This is a genomic window from Pseudomonas sp. K8 (genome assembly GCF_014889455.1).
Lineage (GTDB): Bacteria > Pseudomonadota > Gammaproteobacteria > Pseudomonadales > Pseudomonadaceae > Aquipseudomonas > Aquipseudomonas veronii.
Genome location: NZ_VJWO01000001.1, coordinates 69,424 through 95,068 on the forward strand (window position 1 = coordinate 69,424; position 25,645 = coordinate 95,068).

Sequence of the window (25,645 nt, forward strand, 5' to 3'; positions counted from 1 at the left end):
GACGAATTACTTACGCAGTTCGACGCGACGGTTTTGAGCCCAGGACTGCTCGTCGTGGCCAGTAGCAACTGGACGCTCTTTACCGTAGGAAACCAGTTCCAGTTGGCCTGGAGCAACACCTTGCAGTACCAGATAGCGCTGAACGGCTTTCGCACGACGCTCGCCCAGTGCCATGTTGTACTCGCGAGTACCACGTTCGTCGGTGTTACCTTCCAGAACAACGCGAGCGCCGTTAGCTTTCAGGTCCTTCGCGTGAACGTCCAGAGCGCGCATGGCTTCTGGTTTCAGGTCCGAACTGTCGTATTCGAAGTAGAAAGTGGTGATTGCGCGCAGAGCAGCTTCTTCGCTCAGGGAGCCGTCAACTGCACCAGTGTTGGCGCCATAACCAGCGTTTGGATCAACAGCTGCGCCTTCACCGGCATTGTCGCCGCCTTTAGACGAGCAACCAACGGCTACGGACAGAGCCAGAGCCAGAGCAGCAAACTTACCAAACTTCAGCATTTCCATCGTGAAACTCCTAATGAACCCCAGTGTGTTAAGCAAATCATGTAGCGCCGCGTCAGTTCAGGTAAGGGGACCAGGATGGTTCTCTGACTTCGCCTTGTGCGGTAGGAAGCGGGAGCCTTACGCGTCCATTAATGGACACGAGCATCAAGACTCCCCGGCCCTGCTGGCGGGTGGCGTAGATTACCATGGTGCCGTTGGGCGCAACAGTGGCTGACTCATCTAGGTTGGTATCTGTAAGGATTTTTACGGTGCCGCGCTGCAAATCCTGGGCCGCAACCCGGAAATTAGTGAAACCATCCTGACGGTGAATCATCACCAACGTCTTTTCGTCAGCCGAAAGCTTAGGGTTGGCGTTGTAGTTACCAATAAAGGTCACGCGTTCCGCGCCACCGCCACCCACGCTCGTTTTATAAATTTGAGGCTTGCCGCCACGGTCGGAGGTGAAATAGATGGTCGAACCATCTTTACCCCAGAACGGTTCGGTGTTGATACCAGGACCGCTGGTCACGCGGCTGATCTGGCGCGAAGCCATGTTCATCACGTAGATATCCGGGTTGCCGTCCTTGGACAGCACGAAAGCCAGGCGCGAACCATCCGGCGACCAGGCTGGCGCACCGTTGAGGCCTTCGAAGTTGGTGATCTGCTCACGACGGCCAGTGTCGATGTGCTGGACGAAGATGCGCGGACGCTTCTGCTCGAAGGACACGTAGGCAATGCGCTTGCCGTCCGGCGCGAAGCGCGGCGACAGGATTGGTTCACGCGATTGCAGCAAGGTCACAGCGCGCGCGCCGTCATAGTCGGAACGCTGCAGCGTGTAGCGCGTGTTGTCTACGGAGAAACGCTCGGCCGTTACATACAGCAGACGTGTCGAGAAAGCCCCCTTGATACCGGTGAGCTTTTCAAACGACTGGTCCGAGATGTAGTGGGCCATGTCGCGCAGTTGTTCGGCGGTGCCCGATACGCTGCCGGTCAAGACCTGCTGCTCGGTCGCCACGTTGAACAAAGCGTACTGGATCTGCAGGCGACCGCCGGCCGGCACGATGCTGCCGACCATCAGGTACTGGGCGCCCACGGCTTTCCAGTCACGGAAGATGACTTCGCTGGCCTGGGTCGGCTGGCTGATCATGTTGCCTTTGGGAATCGGCGCGTAGTAACCGGAGTTGCGCAGGTCGTCGCTGACGATCTGGGCCATGTCGTCCGGCAACACGCTGCCGCCTTGCCAGCCGAACGGTACAACGGCAATCGGGGTGGCCCGATCGCTACCGCTGGTGACCAGGATGTTCTTTTCATCCGCCGCCGCTATGCCTGTCATACAGCAAATAACGACAAGCAATCCTCGAAGAAGGTTTCTCACAAGGCTAAATCCTCAGGTGTGAATGTCATCTTGAATGAACGATAGGGAGCGAAGTCACTTGGTTTCATTCCCTGCATCTCGGTCAACCGGCCAATATTCTTGACCGCCGCGACCGCCGAACTGTCGAACGAACCGTCACCACTGGACTTGGCCACGCTGACCGAAGTCACCGTGCCGTCCGGCAACATGCCGATCTGCAGCACTACTGTCATGCCTTTACGTGCCGAAGGTGGACGTGTCCAGCCTTCTGCTGCCCGCGCCCGAATCAGGTCGTCGAAACTGCCCGCGACTTCATCGCCACGTTCATCGGCCAAGGCTTGCTGACGCTGCGGCGTGTCGGAGAGCAAATCTGCCAAGGCCTGGGCCTTTTTCTCTTCGGCGGATTTACGCGCTGCTTCCTGGGCCTTTTTCTTGGTGGCATCGGCGGCAGCTTTCTTCTTCGCGTCGTCGGCGATTTTCTTTTTCGCCTCGTCTGCTTCAGCTTTTTTCTTGGCGTCTTCGGCGGCTTTCTTCTTCGCGTCTTCGACTATCTTTTTCTTGGCGTCTTCAGCGGCCTTTTTCTTGGCCTCTTCTTCGGCAGCTTTTTTGGCTTCTTCTTCAGATTTTTTCTTGGCTATATCAGCCAATTGTTTCTCTTCGGCTTTTTTAGCTTCGGCAGCTTTCTCGGCTTTCTTGGCTTCATCAGCCTTTTTCGCCTCGTCAGCCTTCTTCGCTTCGTCAGCCTTTTTCGATTCCTCGGCCTTTTGAGCCGCCTCTTCTTTCTTTTGTTCCGCAGCAGCCTTCACTGCTTCCTGCTCGACCTTCTTCTGTTCCATCTGCTCGACTTCAGTCTGGCGCGCAGCCGACTTCTGGGCCTCACCCGCAATCTTCTGATTGGTCTGGGTCGTGGCCTGACTTTTCGATTTCAGCTGATACAGGGTCGCCTGCACGATCGGCTTGGCTGGCGGCAGGTCCGGGGTCATGGCAAAGCTGACGAACAGCATGCCAAACACCAGGACGTGCAGGGCAATTGCCCAGACGCTAGGCCAGAAGTAGCTTTCCGAGGCGGACGGCTCTCGCTGTTGGTGCATCAGGGCGCCTCGGTAATCAAGCCAACGTTACCGACGCCGGCCTTCTGCAGCCCGCCCATGGCGCCCATGACGGAACCGTAGTCGACCGACTTGTCGCCGCGGATGAACACCTGGGTGTGCTTGCCGCCTTCGTTGCCGGAGCGAATGATCTTGGTCACCGCATCGGTCATCGCCGGCAAGGTCAGGGCCTTGTCCTGTTGTTTCTGCGTATCGACTTCGCTGCCAAGGTTCCAGTAGTAGGTCTTGTCCGCCTTGATCGAAATCGTCAGCACCTGGGTGTTGTTGTCCTGGGGCAAGGCTTCGCTGGAAACCTTGGGCAGATCAACCTTCACACCCTGGTTGAGCATCGGCGCGGTCACCATGAAGATCACCAGCAGCACCAGCATCACGTCGATGTAAGGCACTACGTTCATCTCGGCGACCGGCTTGCGCTTGGTTCGTGCTCGAGTGATTAAAGCCATCGGGGAGTACCTGCTTATTCTTCGCTGGTGTGCACTTTACGGTGCAGGATCGCCTGGAATTCGTCGGCGAAGGTGTAGTAACGGCTGATCAGGGTCTCACCGCGCGCGGCGAAGCGGTTGTAGGCGATAACCGCCGGGATCGCAGCGAACAGGCCGATCGCGGTGGCGACCAGGGCTTCGGCGATACCCGGGGCCACGGTGGCCAGGGTCGCTTGCTGGGCCTGGGCCAGGCCGCGGAAGGAGTTCATGATCCCCCACACGGTACCGAACAGGCCGATGTACGGGCTGACGGAACCCACGGTGGCGAGGAACGGCAGGCTCTGCTCCAGCTTCTCTTCTTCGCGGGAGATGGCCACGCGCATGGCACGGGCCACGCCTTCCATGACCGCTTCCGGATCGACGCCCGGCTGCTGGCGCAGGCGCGAGAACTCCTTGAAGCCGGCACGGAAGATCTGCTCGACGCCCGAATCCGGGTCAGGGTTGCTACCGGCCTGGCGATACAGTTTGGACAGGTCGATACCCGACCAGAAGCGCTCTTCGAAGCTCTCCAGGGCACGTCGACCGGCACGCAGCAGGTTGCTGCGCTGAAAAATCATGACCCAGGATGTAACCGATGCGGCTAACAGGATCAGCATCACCAGTTGAACCACAACACTGGCATTACTGACCAGGCTCCACATGGAGGAATGGTCGACGACGGTAGGTTCCACGCTAAATCTCCTGCTTTGATTGTTTACCCGCGCCGCTCACGGCGGCAAAGGCCGCACGTAGAGTTTCGGGAATGGCCCGAGGTTTCAAACTATTGGTGCGCACACACGCCACCAGGAACTGCCCCTCACAGAGCAGCGTTGCATCCGCAGCCCGCCTGACCTGCTGTTTAAAGCGCAGGCTGGCACGGTTCAATTCGATTACTTCAGCGCTGACCAGCAGCTCATCGTCCAATCGCGCCGGCGCGTAATAACGCGCCTCGCTGGAATGCACGACAAACAACAGGTCCTCCCCTGCCAGCTGGGATTGGGCAAAGCCCAGCTCCCGTAGCCGCTCGGTTCGAGCCCGCTCCATGAACTTGAGGTAATTGACGTAATACACGATGCCGCCAGCATCGGTGTCCTCGTAATAAACGCGACAGCGATGTGCGAACGACTGATCCCCGTTTTGCGCGCGCATACTCTAGTGCTTACTCCTCAGGTTGCCAATCCGGCTGGGCAACTGTTTTTTCATTCTATGAAACATTTCTAACGACTGAATGACGACGCCAGCCACTAGGACAGCACAAACCTTGAATAAATCGACCCGAGTGACCTTTTTAATCGTCCACTGCATCGAGGAATTCGTCTAGCACGGGCATCTCGCCCAATCGTGACGGAATGTTTAGCCCAAAGTGCAAATAGGCATGGCGGGTAACCACCCGGCCCCTTGGTGTACGCATGATGTAGCCCTGCTGGATCAGGTACGGCTCCAGCACGTCCTCAATGGTATGGCGCTCTTCACTGATGGCCGCTGCCAGGCTGTCCACGCCCACTGGGCCACCGTCGAATTTCTCGATCATGGTCAACAGTAGCCGTCGATCCTGGTGATCGAAGCCGTGTTCATCCACGTCCAGCAGGTTCAACGCCAGGTCGGCCACGGCCTTGGTGATATGCCCCTTGGCCCGCACTTCGGCAAAATCGCGCACGCGTCGCAGCAAGCGGTTGGCGATCCGTGGCGTGCCCCGCGCCCGCCGGGCGATTTCAAACGCGCCTTCGGGGTCCAGGGGCAAGCCGAGAATGCCGGCCGAACGGCTGACGATGGTCGCCAGGTCTGCGGTGCTATAGAACTCTAGACGTTGGACGATGCCGAAACGGTCTCGCAACGGGTTGGTCAGCATGCCCGCGCGCGTGGTCGCGCCCACCAGGGTGAACGGCGGCAGGTCGAGCTTGATCGAGCGGGCCGCGGGGCCTTCACCGATCATGATGTCGAGCTGGAAGTCTTCCATCGCCGGGTACAGCACTTCCTCGACGATGGGCGACAGCCGGTGGATTTCGTCGATGAACAGCACGTCGTGCGGTTCGAGGTTGGTCAGCAGCGCCGCGAGGTCGCCCGGACGCTCCAGCACCGGGCCGGAGGTGGACTTGATCGACACCCCCATTTCCTGGGCGATGATGTTGGCCAGGGTGGTTTTACCCAACCCCGGCGGGCCGAAGATCAAGGTGTGGTCCAGGGATTCACTGCGCCCACGCGCAGCCTGGATGAACAACTCCATCTGCTCGCGCACGGTGGGCTGGCCGATGTAGTCGGCCAGGCTCAGGGGGCGGATGGCACGGTCCTGGACTTCTTCACGGTCACGGGGGCCGGTGGCCGCGATCAGACGATCAGCTTCAATCACTTAAATCATTCCCTTCAGGGCTCGGCGGATCATGTCTTCGCTGCTCAGGTTCTTGTCCTTGATGGCCGACACCGCTTTGCTGGCTTCCTGCGGCTTGTAGCCCAGGGAAATCAGCGCGCTGACCGCATCGCTTTCGGCACTGGCCACCTGGGCCGCCGGCTGGTTCGGCTGGTTCGGCACCAGGGCGAACATGCTCGGCACGACTTCCCAGGCTTTGAAACGGTCCTTGAGCTCCACCAGCAGGCGTTCGGCGGTTTTCTTGCCGACCCCCGGCACCTTGGTCAGCGCCGAGGTGTCCTGGGCCGACACCGCGCGTACCAGTTCATCCACTTCCAGGCTCGACATCAGCGCCAGGGCCAGTTTCGGCCCTACGCCATTGAGGCGAATCAATTCGCGGAAGAAGTCGCGGTCACGCTTGCCAATGAAGCCATAGAGCAGTTGCGCATCTTCGCGCACCACAAGGTGAGTATGCAGGGTCAATGGCTCGCCAACCGACGGAAGGCGATACAGGGTGGTCATGGGCACTTCCAGCTCATACCCCAGCCCGTTGACATCCAGAATCAGGTGCGGCGGCTGTTTTTCAGCCAGGGTGCCGCGCAAGCGTCCAATCACGGTTCAGATCCTTAAAGCTTGGGGGTCAGATCGAGGCCTGACCGCAAATAACGATTGCGCCGATGCTATCAGAGACGCAGCCGCCCGCCACGACTACGTGCCGCCCCCAGGCCGTGAGGCAGCAGGCTGGAACGGGTATGCGCGTGGCAAATGGCGATGGCCAGGGCGTCGGAGGCGTCGATCTGCGGCTTGGAGGTGAGTTTGAGCATGTGCATGACCATCATCTGCACCTGCTCTTTATTGGCCGCGCCGGTGCCGACCACGGCCTGCTTGACCTGGGTGGCGGTGTACTCGGCGATTTCCATGGCCTCCTCGGCACCGGCGACGATGGCGGCGCCACGGGCCTGGCCGAGTTTGAGGGCCGAGTCGGCGTTTTTGGCCATGAACACCTTTTCGATCCCCATGGTCACCGGCTTGTAGGTCTGGATCACTTCACGCACGCCGCGATAGACGATCTGCAGGCGTTCGGCCAACTCGCCCGCGCCGGTGCGGATGCAGCCCGAGGCGACATACACGCAGCCGCGCGGGGTGTGTTGCACCACACCAAAACCGGTGATGCGCGAACCGGGGTCGATACCTAGAATTAAAGTCATAACGCCTGCAGGTCGGGTAAACACAATTTTTGATACAGGTAAAATCCAATGTGGGAGGGGGCTTGCTCCCGATTACGGTGGTTCAGTCGACTCATAAATGACTGACACACCGCCATCGGGAGCAAGCCCCCTCTCACATTTAGATCCACATCGCCCGTCAGCCTAGCTGCTCGGCGACCGACTCTGGAATGTCAGCATTCGAGTAGACGTTCTGCACGTCATCCAGGTCCTCGAGCATATCCAGCATCTTCAGCACTTTCTGCGCGCCGTCCAGGTCCAGTTCGGCGCTGGTGGTCGGCAGCATCACGATTTCTGCGTCGGTGCCTTTGAAACCAGCGGTTTCCAGCGCGTTACGCACCGCATAGAACCCGGCGAACGAGGTGAACACATCGATCGAGCCGTCTTCATTGGTCACCACGTCATCGGCATCCGCTTCCATCGCGGCTTCCATCAACGCGTCTTCATCCACGCCCGGCGCGAAGGAAATCTGGCCCTTGCGCTCGAACAGGTAGGCCACCGAGCCGTCCGTGCCGAGGTTGCCACCGCACTTGCTGAACGCATGACGCACCGCCGCGGCGGTACGGTTGCGGTTATCGGTCATGCACTCGACCATCACCGCCACGCCGCCCGGGCCGTAGCCTTCGTAGGTCAGCTCGACCATGTCGTCGGTATCGGCCGCACCGGCGCCACGGGCCACGGCGCGGTCGATGATGTCGCGACTCATGTTGGCGCCGAGGGCCTTGTCCAGCGCCAGGCGCAGACGCGGGTTGGAGCCTGGGTCACCGCCGCCCTGGCGGGCGGCAACGGTCAGTTCGCGAATCCACTTGGTGAAGATCTTGCCTTTCTTGGCATCCTGACGCTCTTTGCGGTGCTTGATGTTCGCCCACTTGGAATGGCCAGCCATAACACAACTCCGAAATTCTCTAGAAACCTTATCAACCCCGCCCCAGGCGGGATACAACCCTTGTAACGCAAAGGCGCATCCGAAGATGCGCCTTTTTGACTGCGTAAAACCTTATCGCGCTTTCACGCAGCGGCCTTACTCAGCCTTTGGCGCCTCGCGCAGGCGGATATGCAGCTCGCGCAGTGCCTTGGCATCCACGACACCCGGCGCCTGGGTCATGACGTCCGCAGCGCTCTGGGTTTTCGGGAAGGCGATCACTTCACGGATCGACTGGGCGCCGGTCATCAGCATCACCAGACGGTCCAGGCCGAAGGCCAGGCCGCCGTGGGGCGGTGCGCCGTACTTCAGGGCGTCGAGCAGGAAGCCGAATTTCTCTTCCTGTTCGGCTTCGTTGATGCCCAGCAGACGGAATACCGCTTGCTGCATTTCCTTGCGGTGGATACGGATCGAACCGCCACCCAGCTCAGTGCCGTTCAAGACCATGTCGTAGGCCCGGGACAGAGCGCCCGCCGGGTTGGCTTCGAGCTCTTCCGGCGAGCACTTCGGCGCGGTGAACGGGTGGTGCAAGGCGCTGAAGCTGCCGTCGTCGTTCTCTTCGAACATCGGGAAGTCGACGACCCACATCGGTGCCCACTTGCAGGTCAGCAGGTTCAGGTCGTGGCCCAGCTTGATCCGCAGCGCGCCCAGGGCTTCGCTGACGATCTTGGCCTTGTCGGCACCGAAGAACACGATGTCACCGTCGACTGCGCCCACGCGATCGAGGATCACATTGAGGTTGGCTTCCGGGATGTTTTTCACGATCGGCGACTGCAGACCGTCAACGCCCTTGGCACGCTCGTTGACCTTGATGTACGCCAGGCCCTTGGCACCGTAGATGCCGACGAACTTGGTGTAGTCGTCGATCTGCTTGCGCGGCATGCTCGCGCCGCCAGGCACGCGCAGGGCGGCGATGCGGCATTTCGGGTCGTTGGCCGGGCCGCTGAACACCTTGAAGTCGACGTCCTTGAGTTGGTCGGCCACGTCCACCAGTTCCAGCGGGATACGCAGGTCAGGCTTGTCGGAACCGTAGCGGCGCATGGCTTCTTCGAAGGTCATGTGCGGGAATTCGCCGAATTCCAGGTCCAGCACTTCCTTGAACAGGTTGCGGATCATTTGTTCGGTGATGCCCATGATCTCTTTTTCATCGAGGAAGCTGGTCTCGATGTCGATCTGGGTGAATTCAGGCTGGCGATCGGCGCGCAGGTCTTCGTCACGGAAGCACTTGGCGATCTGGTAGTAACGGTCGAAGCCGGCCACCATCAGCAGTTGCTTGAACAGCTGCGGCGATTGCGGCAGGGCGAAGAAACTGCCGGCGTGGGTACGGCTCGGCACCAGATAGTCACGCGCGCCTTCCGGGGTGGCACGGGTGAGGATCGGCGTTTCAACGTCGAGGAAGCCGTTTTCATCGAGGAAGCGACGGATGCTGGTGGTCATGCGCGAGCGCAGACGCAGCTTCTCGGCCATTTCCGGGCGACGCAGGTCCAGGAAGCGATAACGCAGGCGGGTTTCTTCGCCAACATCGGAATATTCGTTCAGTGGGAACGGCGGGGTTTCCGACTCGTTCAGCACTTCCAGCTCGTAGCCCAGCACTTCGATCGCGCCGGACGCCATGTTCGGGTTCACCGCACCGGCCGGACGCAGGCGCACCTTGCCGGTGATCTTCACTACGTATTCGCTGCGCACGCGGTCGGCGGCGGCGAAGCTCTCGGCGCGGTCCGGGTCGAACACCACCTGGGCCAGACCATCACGATCACGGATATCGAGGAAGATCACCCCGCCGTGGTCGCGGCGACGGTGAACCCATCCGCAAAGGGTGATTTCCTGACCTTCCAGGGTCTCGTTCAGTTGGCCGCAATAATGGCTGCGCATCATGGTAGTGGTTTCACTTCTCGTAATTCGAAATTCGGTGGCAGGCTTGGCCTCAGTCACCGTACATAAGTCAGGGGACGGATAATGCAGGAGCCTGCGCGTAGAGTTCAACTCAGTCTGCTTTGTCGCCGCCCGCCAGATTCTTCTTCGAGCCGGTCTTGAAGTCGGTCTCGTACCAGCCGCTGCCGCTCAGGCGGAAGCCCGGCATGGACAACATCTTTTTAAGCTCAGGCGCCTTGCAGGCTGGGCAATCGACCAGCGGCGCGTCGCTGATCTTCTGGATGGCTTCCAACTGATGACCACAGGAAGCGCATTGATAGTCGTACATGGGCATGGAGATGTCTCGGCGATCAGATCGTTACTGTGCCGCGCCGGCCTCCGGATAGAGGCCACTGCGCAGAAAGCGCCTGCAGCGGCAAAGCGCGGGATTATATCTGGTAAATCGAGGCAGCGCAGCCGGCTTTCTGCCCGAGGCCCGGCCCGCCTGAACGCCGGGCCAGCCCCGGAACCCCCGGATTACTCGGGATTGGACAGGCAAGCGCGGCCTTTCAATACGTGAACCACGCAGACCACCCTGACCAGCCCGCTGAAGTTCTTCACGCCGCCATAGCGCAAATGCACTTCCCGATCGACATAAGACAACAGCGCACTGACTGAACAGGCATTGAGCCTGGCTATTTCCGTGAGGATATTCCAGTAGATCTGTTCCAGCCGCAGGCAAGTGGAAAACCCATTGAGCCTTACCGATCGGGACAACGGCCGCGCCAGCCCCATATCGAACCCTTTGACAAAGGGGTCGACGTTTATCTTATGAAAACCACAGGTCTCCATCACTCTACTACCCACTCCACGCGACATACACCTGACACTCCATTGCCAAACAGCAGTCCATGGGCTTCTCCCATTGGACAGTGGGCCTATCAAACAGCAGGACGACGGGGGGCAGCCAGAAGACGGGGAGTTGATAGTCGTAGGACAACGCCAGGAAGCACGGAGAAACAAGCGGGCGGCGCCAGGACAGCGCCGCCCGAGGTCGGTGTTTACTTGCTTTCGAGTAGGGAACGCAGCATCCACGCAGTTTTTTCGTGAACTTGCATACGCTGGGTCAACAGGTCGGCCGTCGGTTCGTCGCTGACCTTATCGAGCAGCGGAAAAATACCGCGCGCGGTACGCGTAACCGCCTCCTGGCCCGCCACCAACTGCTTGATCATCTCTTCAGCGCTGGGCACGCCCTCTTCTTCCTTGATCGAAGAAAGACGCGCATAGATCGAATAGGCGCCCGGCGCCGGGAAGCCCAGGGCACGAATGCGCTCGGCAATCAGGTCCACCGCCAGCGCCAGCTCGTTGTACTGCTCTTCGAACATCAAGTGCAGCGTGCGGAACATGGGGCCCGTGACGTTCCAGTGGAAATTGTGGGTCTTCAGGTACAGTACATAGGTATCGGAAAGCAGACGCGAAAGCCCGTCGACGATGGATTTGCGATCTTCTTCACTGATACCGATATCGATTGCCATGTTTATCCCCTTCAATTGAACAGCATTCATTGATCAGGTGCCGGATCACTCTAGCAAGAGTACCCAATGTGTGCAGCCCGACGCACCGAGGCGACGTGCGGCAAATCGCCCTGCGCGGCCTCGCTGGCCCGCGACGGTGAAGGCTTTAGGCGCGACAGAAAGTTTCCCCGACAGCAGGCAAAACGCCTGCAACTGTCTAGGACAAGCGTTTGACGCAGAAATGCCCGCGTCCCTTGCAACGCCCGGAAATGCTTGATTTGAGTAGGCACAGCCTTTGCTGTTAAATAGGCAGCGTGTCGCTGCCGTTATTTTCTTCGGCCAGCGCATAGGCTGATACCCGCGCACGTGCCCAACGCCTCCCATTGTTCAGAAGCGAACCGTGCCAGTCAGCTCTTCCTTGTGATCCGTCTTAACGTGAGTTAATCAAAATGTTGAAAATCGTCCACCTGCTAACGGGCGTTGCAGCTTTGCTGCTGTCCTTTATCCCGAGCCTGCAGCCTGAAAGCCTGCCCTACCTGCAACAACATGACGCTCTGTACCTGGCCTTGTTCGGCCTTCTTAACCTGACGCTGGCGCCAGTGATCCCTTACTGGAACAAAGGCACGCGTCATCAACTGCAAAACCTGGTCAGCGCGCTGCTGGTGCTGACTGTTGTCGTACAAACCCTCACCCTCCTGGCACCCATGCCTGAAGTCGGCGGCCACCCGGCCATCCTGCTCAGCCTGGTGATTGCGCTGGTCGCCATCGTTCTTCACCTGGCCATCAGCTTCTACCGTTCGTCCCCTGCGGCCGCGTCGCAAAACTACGACATGACCAATCGGGATACCGGGACCGTCAAGTGGTTCAACACGTCCAAGGGCTTCGGCTTTATTTCCCGCGATTCGGGCGACGATATCTTCGTCCACTTCCGGGCCATCCGTGGCGAAGGCCATCGCGTCCTGGTCGAAGGCCAGCGTGTGGAATTCTCCGTCATGAACCGCGACAAAGGCCTGCAAGCCGAAGATGTGATCGCCGCGTTGCCGCGTCGCTGATTCCAAGCCAGGCAAAAAAACCGCGATCCGGCACAAGCTGGATCGCGGTTTTTTATTGCGCGGCTATTAATAGTGAGGCGGCGGCGCTTCTTCTTCGGACGACTCGAACTGGCCGCCCATTTCTTCCTGGCGCTTGAGCAGCGCGGTCATCTGCAGCTGCAGGCGTTCGACCGCCCGCTGCTGGGTGACCAGGATGTCGTTGAGGGTTTCGATGGTGTCGTCCTGAAAGGCCAGGCGGCTTTCCAGGTCGGTCACGCGGTCTTGCAGATCCATGGTTCAGTCCTGGCTAAAGATGAAGTCGGCAGGTGACAGCTCGCGCAACCGCGCACGGATCGCTGCCACCTGTTCTTCAGTATACGGCCGGGCCGGATGCTTGCCCCAGACCGGCGCAGGCCAGGCCATGTCATCGCGCTTGCGCACGATCACATGCACATGCAACTGGCTGACAACGTTCCCCAGCGCGCCGATATTCATCTTGTCGGCGCCGAAACCTTCACTCAGCAATTGCGCAAGGGTTGTCGTTTCATTCCACAGTTTTTGTTGATCTATGACAGACAATTGAAAAACTTCGCTGATACCGTTTATGCGCGGTACCAGAATAAACCAAGGGTAATTCGAGTCATTGGACAGCAGCAGGCGGCACAACGGGAAGTCCCCGATGGTCAGTGTGTCTTGTTGCAGGCGTTGATCTAAGGCGAACACCGCGGGCACTCCGTTCGGCAGGTCAGATTCTGGCGCCCAGCATACCTTCGAACGCCGGCGGCTTCACTTCGAATACAGACGCCAACGCGCATCCCGATAAAAAACCTGCCCCTTTTCGAGGCAGGCGAATAATTGAGCTACGCTGAATCGGGACTCATCGGAGTGCACCAAAATGACCCACTTGTGCGTCAAAGAGATCCGCCAAGTACCCACCCATGAGGGTGAACCGGTAACGTTTCGCGCTGGTACAGGATTCATGCACCACCGAATCAACGGAATGCATGGCCGTCAAGGACAAACTGAACGGCTTGAGAGGCCCGTGTTTATGCGGTTTTTACACTGCAGTGAGGCTTTTCACGAAAAAATGACATTCAGTTACCGGTTTGGGCGCGCTTGTTGCATTCACACCCACATCGTCGGCAACGGCACCCATCGGGAAGCGGGTGTTTCGCGATAAGAACACTAGCGAGTCAATGTGTATCAAGGATGCATTCAAACTTAGAAAAGGGTTTGAAAACAGCATTGAAGTTGTCAGTTCGGTAACATTCGGACTGTGAATTTGCGACATGGACCTAGCAATTCACGACAGCCTCGTAAAGAAGCTGAAAGGAAAGATGGGTAAGTATCGTCATTAGAGTCAGCGTGATATAACTTTACGCGGACACAAAAAAAGAAAGAGCCGCCCAGATAAAAATACAGGTGGGACGGCAGTACTCTTCCTAAAACCAAAGGAGCAAATCACGATGCGCGTGATGAAGTGGAGCATGATCGCCCTGGCTGTTTCAGCAGGCACCTCGCAGTTCGCAATGGCGTCTGCCCAAGACGATGCCAAGGGCTTCGTTGAAGACAGCACTTTCAGTATCAATACCCGTGCGCTGTATTTCAGCCGCGACTTCCGCAACGAGCCACTCGGTGGCTACGATAAGGTCAACGGCAAGAACAAGAGCCGCGCCGAAGAAACCGGTCTGGGCTTCAATGCCCTGTACGAATCAGGCTTCACCCAAGGCACCATCGGTGTCGGTGTTGACGTGATCGGCCTGATGGGCGTTAAGCTCGACAGCGGCAAGGGTCGTGCCGGTACCGGTTTGTTCCCAAGTGGTTCTGATGGTCGCTCGCAAGACGATTACTCTAAAGGCGGCGCGGCGGTTAAGTTCCGCCTCTCCAATACCGTTCTGAAAATCGGCGACCAGTACACTACCGCTCCTGTGTTCGCCTCTGACGACAGCCGTTTGCTGCCAGAGCTGCCACAAGGTATCTCGCTCACCAGTAACGAGATCAAGGGCCTGAAACTGGAAGGCGGTCACTTCACCTCCAGCGTCGCGCAGAACCAGACCTACCATGACAGCCTGGGCCTGACGAAGACCGACTTTGTCGGCGGCGTCTACTCCTTCACCCCAGAGTTCACCGGCAGCCTGTACTACGCGAAAACCGAAGATTACTTCCGCAAGTACTACAGCAACCTGAACTGGACCCATGCGCTGAGCGAGGATCAATCCTTCGCACTGGACTTCAATATCTACGACACGAAAAGTGACGGTGAAGGCAAGCAACGCGCTTACTACGACAAAACCATCAAGCTTGATAACCGTGCATTCAGCTTGCAAGGTGCGTACACCATCGGCGCTCACACCTTCACCCTGGCAGCCCAGAAGGTTACCGGCGACGGCGACTACGGCTACGGCGTAGACGGAGGCGGCACGGTTTTCCTGGCTAACTCCATTGCCCGTTCCGACTTCAACGCCGAAGGTGAGAAGTCCTACCAGGCACGTTACGACATCAACATGGCACCCTTCGGCATTCCTGGCCTGAGCTTCATGACTCGTTACGTAACCGGTAGCGGCGCGAAAACCGCCACCACGTCGAACGGTAAAGAGTGGGAACGCGACATCGAAGCCAAGTACGTGATCCAGAGCGGCCCAGCGAAAGACCTGAGCCTGCGTGTACGCCAAGCGACTTATCGCTCGGCTGACGGCGTGTACTACGGTTCGCCGTCGATCGACGAACTGCGTCTGATCGCGAATTATCCGTTGAACATCTTGTAATTAGCTGTTTGATTACAACGATGACTTAAGGCTTCGGCCTTAAATTAAAAGCCGCTCCCCTGCATGCAAGGGAGCGGCTTTTTTATTGCAGTATTATTTCATCAGCAAAATAACTAGCAAGCTAACTAACGAGATTGACGCGCCCGCACTAAACCTGACCTTTCAGCCAAGTTGAGTGCCAGTGTTTCCCATTACTTCGCCGCTGTTTCCTGCATCACCCGAATAACCCGCTGCGGAAATGGAATATCGATCCCCGCCGCTTTCAAGCGATCACGTGCCAGTTCATTGAACATGAACATCACGTCCCAATAATCCGCCGTCTTGGTCCAGCACCGCAAAGACACTGTGATCGAACTGTCGCCCAAGGTCGAAACCACGGCCACTGCCGCCGGGTCAGCCAATACACGCGGGTCTTTTGCCAGTTCCAGCAACACTTCGCGGGCTTTCTGCAGGTCGGCCTCGTAGTCCACCCCCACATCAAACACCACCTTGCGGGTAGGCTGACGGTTGGTGTTGGTGATGATGCCGTTGGAGAGGATGCCGTTCGGCACGATCACGGTCTTGTTGTCGCCGGTGCGCAGCACGGTGTGGAAGATCTGGATGCTGTCGACGGTACCGGACGTACCTTGGGCTTCGATCCAGTCGCCGATGCGGAACGGGCGGAACAACAGAATCAGCACGCCGCCGGCGAAGTTGGCCAGGCTGCCCTGCAAGGCCAGGCCGATGGCCAGGGTCGCGGCACCGATGGCGGCGACGAACGAGGTGGTTTCCACGCCGATCATCGAGGCCACGCTGACGATCAGCATGACCTTCAGCACGATGTTCGCCAGGCTGGTGATGAAGTGCTGCAGCGCCAGGTCCGCGTTACGGATGGCCAGCAAACGCCCCACTCTGTGGGTCAGGCGGTTGATCAGCCACCAGCCGATGGCCAGGGTAATCACGGCGAGCAATACCCGGCTGCCGTATTCCATGATCATCGGGATCCACGACTGGGAGGTCTTGATCAGGTGATCCACTTCAGCGTTCAAATCCATCTACATTCTCCTGTTTGCCGGATGTACGGCGTTTTTTGTGCCCACTAACGCAATTGAGCCCCGAAGGGCTCAATGGCAGGCGCAGGTTCTGGGGCGTGGGACGTCAAAAACGGCCGCAGGTTCCCCAAAGTGCCATCAGTCGCGGAAGTTATTGAACTGCAGCGGCATCTCGAAGGTCTTGGCGCGCAGGGCAGCGATGGCCTCTTGCAGGTCGTCACGTTTCTTGCCGGTGACGCGTACCTGCTCACCCTGGATGGCGGCCTGGACTTTCAGCTTGGCGTCCTTGATATGCGCCACGATCTTCTTCGCCAGTTCCTTGTCGATGCCTTCCTTGAGGACGGCTTCCTGCTTCATCAGCTTGCCGGACGCGTAGGCATCCTTGACTTCAAGGCACTGCACGTCGATCTTGCGCTTGACCAGGGCGAGCTTGAGGATCTCGATCATCGCTTCCAGCTGGAAATCGGCTTCAGCGGTCAGGTTGACGGTCAGTTCCTTTTCCTTGAATTCGAAACTGCCCTTGCCTTTCAAGTCATAGCGACGGTCCAGTTCCTTGACGGCGTTCTCGACGGCGTTGGTGACTTCGTGTTTGTCCAGTTCGGATACCACGTCGAACGAAGGCATGTCATTTCTCCAATATAAGGGGCGGGCTCAGTAGAGATGGAGCGCGCCCAAGCTAAAATGCCGGGGCATTATAGCGGTTCTTTCGCCCCATTCGCTGTGAGCGACCCTACGGAGCACAAACTGATGTCGACCACCTGGCATATTCTCGGCGCCGGCAGCCTCGGCACGCTGTGGGCCACCCGCCTGGCCCGCGCCGGCCTGCCGGTGAAGCTGATCCTGCGCGATGCGGCACGCCTGGCCAGCTATCAGGCGGCCGACGGGCTGACCCTGGTGGAGCACGGCGTAGCGCACACTTACCCGGTACTCGGCGAAACGCCTGACAGCCCTGAGCCGATCCATCGCCTGCTGGTGGCGTGCAAAGCCTACGACGCCCAAAGCGCCGTCGCACACCTGCAATCGCGTCTCGCGCCCGGCGTCGAATTGATCCTGCTGCAGAACGGCCTGGGCAGCCAGGACGCCGTCGCCGCGCAATATCCCCAGGCCCGCTGCATTTTTGCCTCCAGCACCGAAGGCGCGTTTCGCGACGGCGATTGGCGCGTGGTGTTTGCCGGCCACGGCTACACCTGGCTGGGGGACGCCAGTCACCCCACGGCCCCGGTGTGGCTGGACGACTTGCGCGCCGCCGGCATCCCTCACGAATGGAGCAGCGACATTCTTACGCGCCTGTGGCGCAAGCTCGCACTCAATTGCGCCATCAACCCGCTGACCGTGCTGTACCAATGCCGCAATGGCGGCCTGCAAGCCCATCAGTGCGAAGTCGCAACCTTGTGCGCCGAACTCACCGAGCTGCTGCAATGCTGCGGCCAACCGGCAGCGGCGCAGGACCTGCAGACGGAAGTGGAACGGGTGATCCAGGCCACGGCGGCCAATTACTCTTCGATGTACCAGGACGTGGCCAGCGCGCGGCGCACCGAAATCAGCTACCTGCTGGGCTACGCCTGCCAGGCCGCCGCTCGGCATCGGCTGACGCTGCCGCATCTGCAACAGGTGTACACGCGCCTCGTCGACCAGCTGGTTGCACGCGGATTGCCCCGCGACTGAGGCACGCGCTACCCTGCCCACTCGTCTATTACCTGTGAAACCCCTGATGCCACTGCGCCAGCGTCTTGAAAACCTACCGGTAGGGCAGAAACTGCTGGCCGCCCTGCTGGTGCTGCTGACCACTGTGTTACTGGTGGCCAACCTGACTTTTATCAGCGCCGCTTACTGGATCTCCCAGGAGAGCATGGCACCCCAGGCGCTGCAGGCGATTGGCCGGCTGGTGTCCAACCCGGCGCTTGCCGCCGAAGCCCTTGAGTCTCCGGCCAAGGCCGACGCCCTGCTCAATGAGCTGACCAGCTATTCGCCGCTGCGCGCAGCCGCGTTGTACGACGCCGAGGGCAACCGCCTGGCGCAGATGCAACACGGCGACCGCCTGCACCTGCCGGGCAACTACCGGGATATCGAAGCCTGGCGCCTCACCGAGTTTCGCAGTAACCAAGTCATCACCCTGCCCCGCCCCGGCCAGCCTTCCGGGCATTTGTTGCTGGTGGCCAGCAGTGAGCTACCGGTGGCGTTCTATACCGGCACACTGACGGCGAGCCTGGGCATCCTGATTTTCAGCGTGCTGCTGTGGCTGGTCATCGCCCGGCAGATCAAGCGCCTGATCACCCGGCCGATCCATGAGCTGGAAGAGCTGTCGCGCCAGGTCACCCGCGAAGAGAACTACGCCCTGCGCGCCGGCCGTGGCAACCATGACGAGATCGGCAGCCTGGCCGAAGCCTTCAACACCATGCTGTCGCGCATCGAGGCCCGCGAGCAGCAGCTCAAGCGCGCGCGCGATGAGTCCCAGGCGGCTTACGACCAGGCACAGGGCCTGGCCGAAGAAACCCGCCATACCAACCGCAAGCTGGAGCTGGAAGTCCAGGTGCGCAGCAAGATCGAGAAAAAACTCACCGGTTTCCAGAACTATCTCAACAGCATCATCGACTCGATGCCCTCGGCGCTGATCGCCCTGGATGAACAGCTCTATGTCACCCAGTGGAACCAGGAAGCCACCGCACTTTCCGGCACGCGCCTGGATGAAGCGCTGAACCAGCCGATCTACCTCGCTTTCCAGCCGCTCAAACCCTACCTGCCGCAGATCAAGGCCACGGTCGAGCAACACACGGTGGAGCGCATCGAGCGTGTCACCTGGGTCAAGGACGATGAATCCAAGCATTACGCCCTGACGTTCTATCCACTGATGGGCGGCGCCGGGCGCGGGGTGGTGATCCGGATCGATGACATTACCCAGCGCCTGTCCCTGGAAGAAATGATGGTGCAGTCGGAGAAGATGCTCTCCGTCGGCGGCCTTGCTGCGGGTATGGCCCATGAAATCAACAACCCGTTGGGGGCGATCCTGCATAACGTGCAGAACATCCGCCGCCGGCTGTCCCCCGACCTGCCCAAGAACCTGGAACACGCCGAACAAGTGGGCATCGAACTGCAGACGGTCAACCGCTACCTGCAAAGCCGCGAAGTCCCACAATTGCTCGACGGTATCCAGCAGGCCGGCGCGCGGGCGGCGAAAATCGTCACCCACATGCTCAGTTTCAGCCGGCGCAGCAATCGGCAGATGGCACCGTGTGATTTGCCGGCGCTGATCGACCAGGCGGTGGAAATCGCCGGCAATGACTTTGACCTGGCGATCGGCTTCGACTTCAAGGGCCAGGCGATCATCCGCCAGTTCGACCCGCAGCTCGGCCCGGTGCCCGGCACCGCCAACGAGTTGGAACAGGTGCTGCTCAACCTGCTGAAAAACGCGGCGCAGGCCATTCACCAGCGCGAAGACGACCGCGAGCCGGGGCGCATCATCCTGCGCACCCGCCTCAACCCGCCCTGGGCGGAGATCCAGGTCGAAGACAACGGCATCGGCATGAGCGAGAACGTGCGCAAACGCACCTTCGAGCCATTCTTCACCACCAAGGAAATCGGCCAGGGCACCGGGCTGGGGTTGTCGGTGTCGTACTTCATCATCACCAATAACCACAAAGGGCAGATGGAAGTGCATTCCACCCTGGGCCAAGGCACCTGCTTCACGTTGCGCCTGCCCCTGGCCGGCAGCCAATTGTCCCCCGCTGAACTTACCCAACTGGAGCACTGATCATGGGCTTTCGCCTGTCGAAGATTTACACCCGTACCGGCGACCAGGGTGAAACCGGGCTCGGCGACGGTCGCCGCGTGCCCAAGGACCACCCGCGGGTGGAAGCCATCGGCGAAGTCGACACGTTGAACAGTCAGCTGGGCTTGTTGCTGGCCGGCCTTGAAGAGCAAAGCGGCAAGCATCCGCATCTGAAGGATGTGATCGAAGTGCTGACGCCTTGCCAGCATCGTCTGTTCGACCTCGGCGGCGAGCTGGCGATGCCGGTGTACAAAGCGCTGAACGCGGCGGAGGTGAATCGGCTGGAGGCAGCGATTGATCGCTGGAACGAAGAGGTCGGGGCGCTGGAGAACTTCATCTTGCCCGGTGGCTCAGCGCTGATCGCCCAGGCCCACGTGTGCCGCAGCGCAGCACGCAGTGCCGAGCGCCGCTGTCAGCACCTGAATGCGGTTGAACCGTTGGAGGGGGTGGCTTTGGCGTATATCAACCGGCTGTCGGATTTGCTGTTTGTGGCGGCGCGGGTAATTGCCAAGCGCCAGGGTGTGGCGGAGATTTTGTGGCAGGCGGCGGCCAAACCCCACTGATTATCAGGTGTCTGGTCTGGCGCCATCGCGGGCAAGCCCACTCCCACATTTGGATTTGTGAACACCTTCCAATGTGGGAGTGGGCTTGCCCGCGATGAGGCCAGCAAACGCTAGATCAATCTTGCGGCCAGAACGCCCGAATCCCTGCCACACCTTGGGCGCCGACATCCCATGCCTGCTCGCGCTCAGCAGGCCCAACGCCACCCAACAGATACACCGGCTTGCTGAACCCGCGGATCAGCTCTGCCGCCTGTTCCCAACCCAACGGTTGGGCATCGGGATGGGTCTGGGTCGGCTGCACCGGCGACAGCGTGACAAAATCCACGTCCATCAATTCCGCCAGCGCCAGTTCCTCAGCATTATGACAAGACGCCGCCAACCAGCGATCCTTCGGCAGCGGTCGGCCCTTGCTTGCGTATTTGCGCAGTTGTGCCGAGGTCATGTGCCAACCGGCTGCGGGAAAATCCCCCAGCCATTCGAACGGGCCCTTGAGCATCAGTTGCGCCTTGCCGGCACACAGGCCCACGGCGTCTACCGCCAGGTCACGGTACTTGGGGTCGTAACCGTTAGGGGCGCGCAGTTGCACCAGCTTGATGCCGCCCGCGATGGCTTTCTGGATACCGCGCAACAGCGGCGCGGTTTCCAGCTCGCCCGGTGTGATCAGGTAGTCGCCGGGCAACCGTGCGGCGGCAACGATCGGCGCATTGGCCGCCGGGAACTCATAGTTGAGCAGGTCACGCGCCGCGACCCATTCCAGGGGTTGACCTTCGGCGCCGTGTGGCTCGCCGGTAAAGGCCGAGACTTCCCAGACATCCAGCAACACCTGCTTATCCGGGTAATCATGCTGCACCTTGATCAACGGTCGCGCCGTGGTGACCTGGATGCCCAGCTCTTCCTGCAACTCGCGGGACAGCGCCGTGGCGACCGACTCGTCGGCCTCCACCTTGCCGCCGGGAAACTCCCAGAGGCCGCCCTGATGCTGGGTATCGGCACGGCGCGCCAGCAGGATTCTGCCGTCGACGCCGCGGATCACCGCTGCTGCTACATGCACTCGTTTCACCGCGTTTATCCTCCGGGCTTCAGGTACGGTATTCCGCGTTGATCTTCACGTACTCGTGGGACAGGTCCGTGGTCCAGATGGTTTCGCTGCACTCGCCGCGACCCAGCTCGATGCGGATGGTGATTTCTTCCTGCTGCATCACCGCCGAACCCTGGGCTTCGGTGTAGCTCTCGGCGCGGGCGCCACGGCTGGCGATGCACACGTCACCGAGGAACACGTCGATCTTGCTCACGTCCAGGTCCGGCACGCCGGCACGGCCGACGGCGGCGAGGATACGGCCCCAGTTCGGGTCGGAGGCGAACAACGCGGTCTTGATCAGCGGCGAGTGCGCCACGGTGTAACCGACATCCAGGCATTCCTGGTGGTTGCCGCCGCCGTTGACTTCAACCGTGACGAACTTGGTGGCGCCCTCGCCGTCACGCACGATGGCCTGGGCCACATCCATGCACACTTCGAACACCGCTTGCTTCAACGCGGCGAACAGCGGGCCGCTGGTGGAGGTGATTTCGGGCAGGTTGGCCTGGCCGGTAGCGATCAGCATGCAGCAATCGTTGGTGGAGGTGTCGCCGTCGATGGTGATGCGGTTGAACGACTTGTTGGCGCCGTCCAGCATCAAGCGCTGCAGCACGTCGCGGGAGACTTTGGCGTCGGTGGCGATGTAGCCAAGCATGGTGGCCATGTTCGGGCGGATCATGCCCGCGCCCTTGCTGATGCCGGTGACGGTGATGGTCACGCCGTCATGTACAAACTGACGGCTCGCGCCCTTGGGCAAGGTGTCGGTGGTCATGATGCCGGTGGCGGCGGCCGCCCAGTTATCCACAGACAGGTCATCCAGCGCGGCTTGCAGGGCGCCTTCGATTTTTTCCACCGGCAGCGGCTCACCGATCACACCGGTGGAGTACGGCAGCACCTGGCTGGCGTCGACGCCGGCCAGTTGTGCCAGTTTGGCGCAGGTCCGCGCGGCGGCGACCAGGCCAGGCTCGCCGGTGCCGGCGTTGGCATTGCCGGTGTTGGTCAGCAGGTAACGAATCGGACCGGCCACGCGCTGCTTGGCCAGGATCACCGGCGCGGCGCAGAAGGCGTTGAGGGTGAACACACCGGCGACGGTCGAGCCTTCAGCACAGCGCATCACCACGACATCCTTGCGCCCCAGGCGTTTGATGCCGGCCGAAGCGATACCGAGTTCAAAACCGGCAACCGGGTGCAATGTGGGCAAAGGACCAAGACCAACAGCCATGAATGCGCTCCTTAAAAATAGATGATGTCTGTGCCGTCGCGTTCGACGGTGGGAATTAATGGCAAAACGCCGCGACGGCTGATGCCGGTCGCGGCGCGGGGTGTTGCAGCGTCAGGCGAAAATCTTAGTTGATTTCGCCGTGGCAGTGTTTGAACTTCTTGCCCGAACCGCACCAGCACAGCTCGTTACGGCCCAGCTTCTGCTCGTTGCGCACTGGAGTTTGAGCCAAGGCCACATCGACCTCTTCGCCCAAGACCTCAGGTGCCTCAAGACCTGGCGCTTCCTCATGCTGGAACTGCATGCGCGCCGCCAGTGCCTCGGCTTCCTCACGCAGGCGCGCTTCTTCCTCGACCGGGTCTTCGCGACGCACCTGAACGTGGGACAGCACGCGAATCGAATCGCGCTTGATCGAATCCAGCAGTTCGGAGAACAGCGTGAACGACTCGCGCTTGTACTCCTGCTTCGGGTTCTTCTGGGCGTAGCCACGCAAGTGGATACCGTGACGCAGGTGATCCATGGTCGACAGGTGGTCTTTCCACAGGTCGTCCAGCACGCGCAATACGATTTGTTTCTCGAAGGTGCGCAGCGCTTCGGCACTCGCCTGCTCTTCTTTCTCGTTGTACGCGGCCAGCAGCTCGGTCATCAGCTTCTCGCGCAGGGTTTCTTCGTACAGGTGATCGTCTTCGTCCAGCCACTGCTGAACCGGCAAGTCGACACCGAAGTCGCTCTTCAACGCGGCTTCCAGGCCGGCAACATCCCATTGTTCTGGCAGGGACTGTGGCGGAATATGCGCGCTGACGGTGGCGTTGAGCACGTCCTGACGGAAATCGGCGATGGTCTCGCCAATGTTGTCGGCGGCCAGCAACGTGTTACGCATGTGATAGATCACTTTACGCTGTTCGTTGTTGACGTCATCGAACTCGAGCAGTTGCTTACGAATGTCGAAGTTGCGGCCTTCGACCTTGCGCTGGGCCTTCTCGATGGCGTTGGTCACCATGCGGTGCTCGATCGCCTCACCGGACTGCATGCCCAGGGCTTTCATGAAGTTCTTCACCCGATCCGAGGCGAAGATACGCATCAGGCTGTCTTCCAGGGACAGGTAGAAACGGCTGGAACCGGCGTCACCCTGACGACCGGCACGACCACGCAGCTGGTTGTCGATACGGCGCGATTCGTGACGCTCGGACGCGATCACCTGCAGGCCGCCGGACTCCAGCACCGCCTGGTGGCGTTTCTGCCAGTCGGCTTTGATCTGGGCGATCTGCTCGGGAGTCGGGTTGTCCAGGGAAGCCACTTCCACTTCCCAGTTGCCGCCCAACAGGATGTCGGTACCACGACCGGCCATGTTGGTAGCGATGGTCAGCGCGCCGGGGCGACCGGCCTGGGCGATGATCTCGGCTTCTTTTTCGTGGAACTTGGCGTTGAGGACCTTGTGCTCGATGCCTTCCTTGTTGAGCAGGTTGGACACGTGCTCAGACGTTTCGATCGTCGCGGTACCCACCAGGATCGGACGCCCCTGGGCCATGCCGTCCTTGATGTCGTTGATGATCGCCGCGTATTTCTCTTCGGCGGTCAGGAACACCAGGTCGTTGAAGTCTTTACGCGCCAGCGGCTTGTTCGGCGGGATGACCACAACCGACAGACCGTAGATCTGGTGGAATTCGAACGCTTCGGTGTCGGCCGTACCGGTCATGCCGGACAGTTTGTTGTACAGACGGAAGTAGTTCTGGAAGGTGGTGGAAGCCAACGTCTGGCTTTCGGCCTGGATGTTGAGCACTTCCTTGGCTTCGATGGCCTGGTGCAGGCCTTCGGACAGACGACGACCCGGCATGGTACGCCCGGTGTGTTCGTCAACCAGGACGACCTGGCCGTCCTGGACGATGTATTCGACGTTGCGATGGAACAGCTTGTGCGCGCGCAGACCGGCATACACGTGGGTCAGCAGGCCCAGGTTGTGGGCCGAGTACAGGCTTTCGCCCTCGGCCAGCAGGCCGATCTGGGTCAGCATGTCTTCGACGAACTGGTGACCGGCTTCGTTGAGTTCGACCTGACGGGTCTTCTCGTCGATGGTGAAGTGACCTTCTTTGGTCACCACGCCTTCCACTTCCTCGATGTGCTGCTCCAGGCGCGGGATCAACTTGTTGATCTCGGTGTACAGGCGCGAGCTGTCTTCGGCCTGGCCGGAGATGATCAGCGGGGTACGGGCTTCGTCGATGAGGATGGAGTCGACTTCGTCGATCACGGCAAAGTTGAGTTCGCGCTGGAATTTTTCTTCCATGCTGAACGCCATGTTGTCGCGCAGGTAGTCGAAACCGAATTCGTTGTTGGTGCCGTAGGTGATGTCGGCAGCGTAGGCCGCACGCTTCTCTTCCGGCGGCTGGAACGGCGTCACGACGCCGACGGTCAGGCCGAGGAATTCATACAGCGGGCGCATCCAGTTGGCGTCACGGCGGGCCAGGTAGTCGTTCACCGTCACAACGTGCACGCCCTTGCCGGACAGCGCGTTGAGGTAAACACCCAGGGTCGCCACCAGGGTCTTGCCTTCACCGGTACGCATTTCGGCAATCATGCCTTCATGCAAGGTCATGCCGCCGATCAGCTGGACGTCGAAGTGGCGCATGCCCATGACACGCTTACCGGCTTCACGGGCGACCGCGAAGGCTTCGGGAAGCAACTTGTCGAGGGTTTCACCTTTGGCTATGCGGGCCTTGAACTCTTCGGTCTTGGCGCGCAATTGCTCGTCCGAAAGGGCAACCATCTGCTCTTCGAAGGCATTGACCAGCTGCACCGTCTTGAGCATGCGTTTGACTTCGCGCTCATTCTTGCTTCCAAAAAGTTTCTTTAACAAAGGCGCAAACATATCGGCAGGTTCTTCCACACATAGGGATGGAGGGCGCACCGTGAGTGGCCCGAGCGGCCCTCACG

General features: G+C 60.0%; 26 protein-coding genes. 5 read left to right on the forward strand and 21 right to left on the reverse strand.

The window, feature by feature from the left end; all coding sequences use genetic code 11:
- Nucleotides 1-6: 6 nt before the first annotated feature.
- The 14 genes from pal to INT12_RS00385 form a co-directional block, all read right to left on the reverse strand.
- Nucleotides 7-507: a peptidoglycan-associated lipoprotein Pal gene (pal, locus tag INT12_RS00320; RefSeq protein ID WP_003209827.1), complete on the reverse strand. Its 501-nt coding sequence runs from the start codon at nt 505-507 to the stop codon at nt 7-9.
- A gap of 52 nt (nt 508-559) precedes the next feature.
- Nucleotides 560-1,819: a Tol-Pal system beta propeller repeat protein TolB gene (gene tolB, locus INT12_RS00325; protein ID WP_226925923.1), complete on the reverse strand. Its 1,260-nt coding sequence runs from the start codon at nt 1,817-1,819 to the stop codon at nt 560-562.
- A 38-nt stretch (nt 1,820-1,857) separates the two neighbouring features.
- Nucleotides 1,858-2,931, reverse strand: coding sequence for a cell envelope integrity protein TolA (gene tolA, locus INT12_RS00330; RefSeq protein WP_017847130.1), 1,074 nt, complete (start codon nt 2,929-2,931; stop codon nt 1,858-1,860).
- Nucleotides 2,931-3,383, reverse strand: a complete 453-nt coding sequence (gene tolR / locus INT12_RS00335) for a protein TolR (RefSeq protein WP_160384999.1) — start codon at nt 3,381-3,383, stop codon at nt 2,931-2,933. Before tolR ends, tolA begins: the two co-directional genes overlap by 1 nt.
- A gap of 23 nt (nt 3,384-3,406) precedes the next feature.
- Nucleotides 3,407-4,102, reverse strand: coding sequence for a protein TolQ (gene tolQ / locus INT12_RS00340; protein WP_017847129.1), 696 nt, complete (start codon nt 4,100-4,102; stop codon nt 3,407-3,409).
- A 1-nt stretch (nt 4,103) separates the two neighbouring features.
- A complete protein-coding gene (ybgC, locus tag INT12_RS00345; protein ID WP_017847128.1) occupies nt 4,104-4,559 on the reverse strand; it encodes a tol-pal system-associated acyl-CoA thioesterase in 456 nt (151 codons plus the stop codon).
- Nucleotides 4,560-4,698: 139 nt separating this feature from the next.
- Entirely contained in the window at nt 4,699-5,757 is a 1,059-nt protein-coding gene (ruvB, locus tag INT12_RS00350) for a Holliday junction branch migration DNA helicase RuvB (protein WP_017847127.1), read from the reverse strand.
- The gene (gene ruvA / locus INT12_RS00355; protein WP_017847126.1) at nt 5,758-6,369 is read right to left on the reverse strand and encodes a Holliday junction branch migration protein RuvA; all 612 of its coding nucleotides are present in this window, start codon (nt 6,367-6,369) and stop codon (nt 5,758-5,760) included.
- Nucleotides 6,370-6,437: 68 nt separating this feature from the next.
- A complete protein-coding gene (ruvC, locus tag INT12_RS00360) occupies nt 6,438-6,962 on the reverse strand; it encodes a crossover junction endodeoxyribonuclease RuvC (protein WP_017847125.1) in 525 nt (174 codons plus the stop codon).
- A 157-nt stretch (nt 6,963-7,119) separates the two neighbouring features.
- Nucleotides 7,120-7,866: a YebC/PmpR family DNA-binding transcriptional regulator gene (locus INT12_RS00365; protein WP_017847124.1), complete on the reverse strand. Its 747-nt coding sequence runs from the start codon at nt 7,864-7,866 to the stop codon at nt 7,120-7,122.
- A gap of 135 nt (nt 7,867-8,001) precedes the next feature.
- Nucleotides 8,002-9,777, reverse strand: coding sequence for an aspartate--tRNA ligase (gene aspS / locus INT12_RS00370; RefSeq protein ID WP_017847123.1), 1,776 nt, complete (start codon nt 9,775-9,777; stop codon nt 8,002-8,004).
- Between the two features lie 109 nt (nt 9,778-9,886).
- Nucleotides 9,887-10,108, reverse strand: a complete 222-nt coding sequence (locus tag INT12_RS00375; RefSeq protein WP_026140049.1) for an FmdB family zinc ribbon protein — start codon at nt 10,106-10,108, stop codon at nt 9,887-9,889.
- 182 nt (nt 10,109-10,290) lie between these two features.
- The gene (locus tag INT12_RS00380) at nt 10,291-10,632 is read right to left on the reverse strand and encodes a ribbon-helix-helix domain-containing protein (RefSeq protein ID WP_017847121.1); all 342 of its coding nucleotides are present in this window, start codon (nt 10,630-10,632) and stop codon (nt 10,291-10,293) included.
- A gap of 182 nt (nt 10,633-10,814) precedes the next feature.
- Nucleotides 10,815-11,288: a Dps family protein gene (locus INT12_RS00385; protein WP_104902566.1), complete on the reverse strand. Its 474-nt coding sequence runs from the start codon at nt 11,286-11,288 to the stop codon at nt 10,815-10,817.
- A gap of 428 nt (nt 11,289-11,716) precedes the next feature.
- Here INT12_RS00385 and INT12_RS31745 point away from each other — a divergent pair, with 428 nt between their 5' ends.
- The gene (locus INT12_RS31745) at nt 11,717-12,319 is read left to right on the forward strand and encodes a cold-shock protein (RefSeq protein ID WP_010566142.1); all 603 of its coding nucleotides are present in this window, start codon (nt 11,717-11,719) and stop codon (nt 12,317-12,319) included.
- Nucleotides 12,320-12,385: 66 nt separating this feature from the next.
- On the opposite strand, the gene INT12_RS00395 is transcribed toward INT12_RS31745, so the two are convergent.
- Nucleotides 12,386-12,592, reverse strand: a complete 207-nt coding sequence (locus INT12_RS00395) for a SlyX family protein (RefSeq protein ID WP_017847119.1) — start codon at nt 12,590-12,592, stop codon at nt 12,386-12,388.
- A 3-nt stretch (nt 12,593-12,595) separates the two neighbouring features.
- The gene (locus INT12_RS00400; RefSeq protein ID WP_046382253.1) at nt 12,596-13,021 is read right to left on the reverse strand and encodes an HIT domain-containing protein; all 426 of its coding nucleotides are present in this window, start codon (nt 13,019-13,021) and stop codon (nt 12,596-12,598) included.
- Nucleotides 13,022-13,764: 743 nt separating this feature from the next.
- On the opposite strand from INT12_RS00400, the gene INT12_RS00405 reads away from it, so the two are divergent.
- Nucleotides 13,765-15,063 carry an OprD family porin gene (locus INT12_RS00405; protein ID WP_017847117.1) on the forward strand — a complete coding sequence of 433 codons (1,299 nt, stop codon included), beginning with the start codon at nt 13,765-13,767 and terminating at the stop codon, nt 15,061-15,063.
- Nucleotides 15,064-15,254: 191 nt separating this feature from the next.
- Here INT12_RS00405 and INT12_RS00410 read toward each other — a convergent pair whose 3' ends face one another.
- Together INT12_RS00410 and INT12_RS00415 are read right to left on the reverse strand one after the other, a co-directional pair.
- A complete protein-coding gene (locus INT12_RS00410) occupies nt 15,255-16,097 on the reverse strand; it encodes a mechanosensitive ion channel family protein (RefSeq protein WP_017847116.1) in 843 nt (280 codons plus the stop codon).
- A 135-nt stretch (nt 16,098-16,232) separates the two neighbouring features.
- The gene (locus INT12_RS00415; protein WP_017847115.1) at nt 16,233-16,718 is read right to left on the reverse strand and encodes a YajQ family cyclic di-GMP-binding protein; all 486 of its coding nucleotides are present in this window, start codon (nt 16,716-16,718) and stop codon (nt 16,233-16,235) included.
- 123 nt (nt 16,719-16,841) lie between these two features.
- Between INT12_RS00415 and INT12_RS00420 the strand changes: the two genes are divergently transcribed.
- From INT12_RS00420 to INT12_RS00430, 3 genes are read left to right on the forward strand one after another with little or no spacing between them, the layout of a single operon-like run.
- Nucleotides 16,842-17,759, forward strand: coding sequence for a putative 2-dehydropantoate 2-reductase (locus INT12_RS00420; protein WP_046490063.1), 918 nt, complete (start codon nt 16,842-16,844; stop codon nt 17,757-17,759).
- 46 nt (nt 17,760-17,805) lie between these two features.
- On the forward strand, nt 17,806-19,842 hold the full coding sequence (locus INT12_RS00425; protein ID WP_026140048.1) for a sensor histidine kinase: 2,037 nt from the start codon (nt 17,806-17,808) through the stop codon (nt 19,840-19,842).
- 2 nt (nt 19,843-19,844) lie between these two features.
- The gene (locus INT12_RS00430; protein WP_017847112.1) at nt 19,845-20,423 is read left to right on the forward strand and encodes a cob(I)yrinic acid a,c-diamide adenosyltransferase; all 579 of its coding nucleotides are present in this window, start codon (nt 19,845-19,847) and stop codon (nt 20,421-20,423) included.
- Between the two features lie 115 nt (nt 20,424-20,538).
- Here the strand turns inward: INT12_RS00430 and INT12_RS00435 are convergent, their stop codons facing one another.
- From INT12_RS00435 to secA, 3 genes are all read right to left on the reverse strand, one after another.
- Nucleotides 20,539-21,483 (reverse strand): Nudix family hydrolase, encoded by a 945-nt coding sequence (locus tag INT12_RS00435; RefSeq protein WP_046490058.1) that lies wholly within the window; start codon nt 21,481-21,483, stop codon nt 20,539-20,541.
- Nucleotides 21,484-21,502: 19 nt separating this feature from the next.
- Complete coding sequence (argJ, locus tag INT12_RS00440) at nt 21,503-22,720, reverse strand: bifunctional glutamate N-acetyltransferase/amino-acid acetyltransferase ArgJ (protein ID WP_193039594.1); 1,218 nt, start codon at nt 22,718-22,720, stop codon at nt 21,503-21,505.
- 124 nt (nt 22,721-22,844) lie between these two features.
- The gene (secA, locus tag INT12_RS00445; protein WP_017847109.1) at nt 22,845-25,580 is read right to left on the reverse strand and encodes a preprotein translocase subunit SecA; all 2,736 of its coding nucleotides are present in this window, start codon (nt 25,578-25,580) and stop codon (nt 22,845-22,847) included.
- Nucleotides 25,581-25,645: the final 65 nt, after the last annotated feature.

Bases quoted from the DNA above. Each gene is read 5' to 3' on its own strand.
- pal (WP_003209827.1), bottom strand. From the start codon at position 507: ATGGAAATGCTGAAGTTTGGTAAGTTTGCTGCTCTGGCTCTGGCTCTG.
- tolB (WP_226925923.1), bottom strand. From the start codon at position 1,819: ATGACAGGCATAGCGGCGGCGGATGAAAAGAACATCCTGGTCACCAGC.
- tolA (WP_017847130.1), bottom strand. From the start codon at position 2,931: ATGCACCAACAGCGAGAGCCGTCCGCCTCGGAAAGCTACTTCTGGCCT.
- ybgC (WP_017847128.1), bottom strand. From the start codon at position 4,559: ATGCGCGCGCAAAACGGGGATCAGTCGTTCGCACATCGCTGTCGCGTT.
- ruvC (WP_017847125.1), bottom strand. From the start codon at position 6,962: ATGACTTTAATTCTAGGTATCGACCCCGGTTCGCGCATCACCGGTTTT.
- INT12_RS00365 (WP_017847124.1), bottom strand. From the start codon at position 7,866: ATGGCTGGCCATTCCAAGTGGGCGAACATCAAGCACCGCAAAGAGCGT.
- aspS (WP_017847123.1), bottom strand. From the start codon at position 9,777: ATGATGCGCAGCCATTATTGCGGCCAACTGAACGAGACCCTGGAAGGT.
- INT12_RS00375 (WP_026140049.1), bottom strand. From the start codon at position 10,108: ATGCCCATGTACGACTATCAATGCGCTTCCTGTGGTCATCAGTTGGAA.
- INT12_RS00380 (WP_017847121.1), bottom strand. From the start codon at position 10,632: ATGTCGCGTGGAGTGGGTAGTAGAGTGATGGAGACCTGTGGTTTTCAT.
- INT12_RS00385 (WP_104902566.1), bottom strand. From the start codon at position 11,288: ATGGCAATCGATATCGGTATCAGTGAAGAAGATCGCAAATCCATCGTC.
- INT12_RS31745 (WP_010566142.1), top strand. From the start codon at position 11,717: ATGTTGAAAATCGTCCACCTGCTAACGGGCGTTGCAGCTTTGCTGCTG.
- INT12_RS00395 (WP_017847119.1), bottom strand. From the start codon at position 12,592: ATGGATCTGCAAGACCGCGTGACCGACCTGGAAAGCCGCCTGGCCTTT.
- INT12_RS00405 (WP_017847117.1), top strand. From the start codon at position 13,765: ATGCGCGTGATGAAGTGGAGCATGATCGCCCTGGCTGTTTCAGCAGGC.
- INT12_RS00410 (WP_017847116.1), bottom strand. From the start codon at position 16,097: ATGGATTTGAACGCTGAAGTGGATCACCTGATCAAGACCTCCCAGTCG.
- INT12_RS00415 (WP_017847115.1), bottom strand. From the start codon at position 16,718: ATGCCTTCGTTCGACGTGGTATCCGAACTGGACAAACACGAAGTCACC.
- INT12_RS00420 (WP_046490063.1), top strand. From the start codon at position 16,842: ATGTCGACCACCTGGCATATTCTCGGCGCCGGCAGCCTCGGCACGCTG.
- INT12_RS00425 (WP_026140048.1), top strand. From the start codon at position 17,806: ATGCCACTGCGCCAGCGTCTTGAAAACCTACCGGTAGGGCAGAAACTG.
- INT12_RS00430 (WP_017847112.1), top strand. From the start codon at position 19,845: ATGGGCTTTCGCCTGTCGAAGATTTACACCCGTACCGGCGACCAGGGT.
- argJ (WP_193039594.1), bottom strand. From the start codon at position 22,720: ATGGCTGTTGGTCTTGGTCCTTTGCCCACATTGCACCCGGTTGCCGGT.
- secA (WP_017847109.1), bottom strand. From the start codon at position 25,580: ATGTTTGCGCCTTTGTTAAAGAAACTTTTTGGAAGCAAGAATGAGCGC.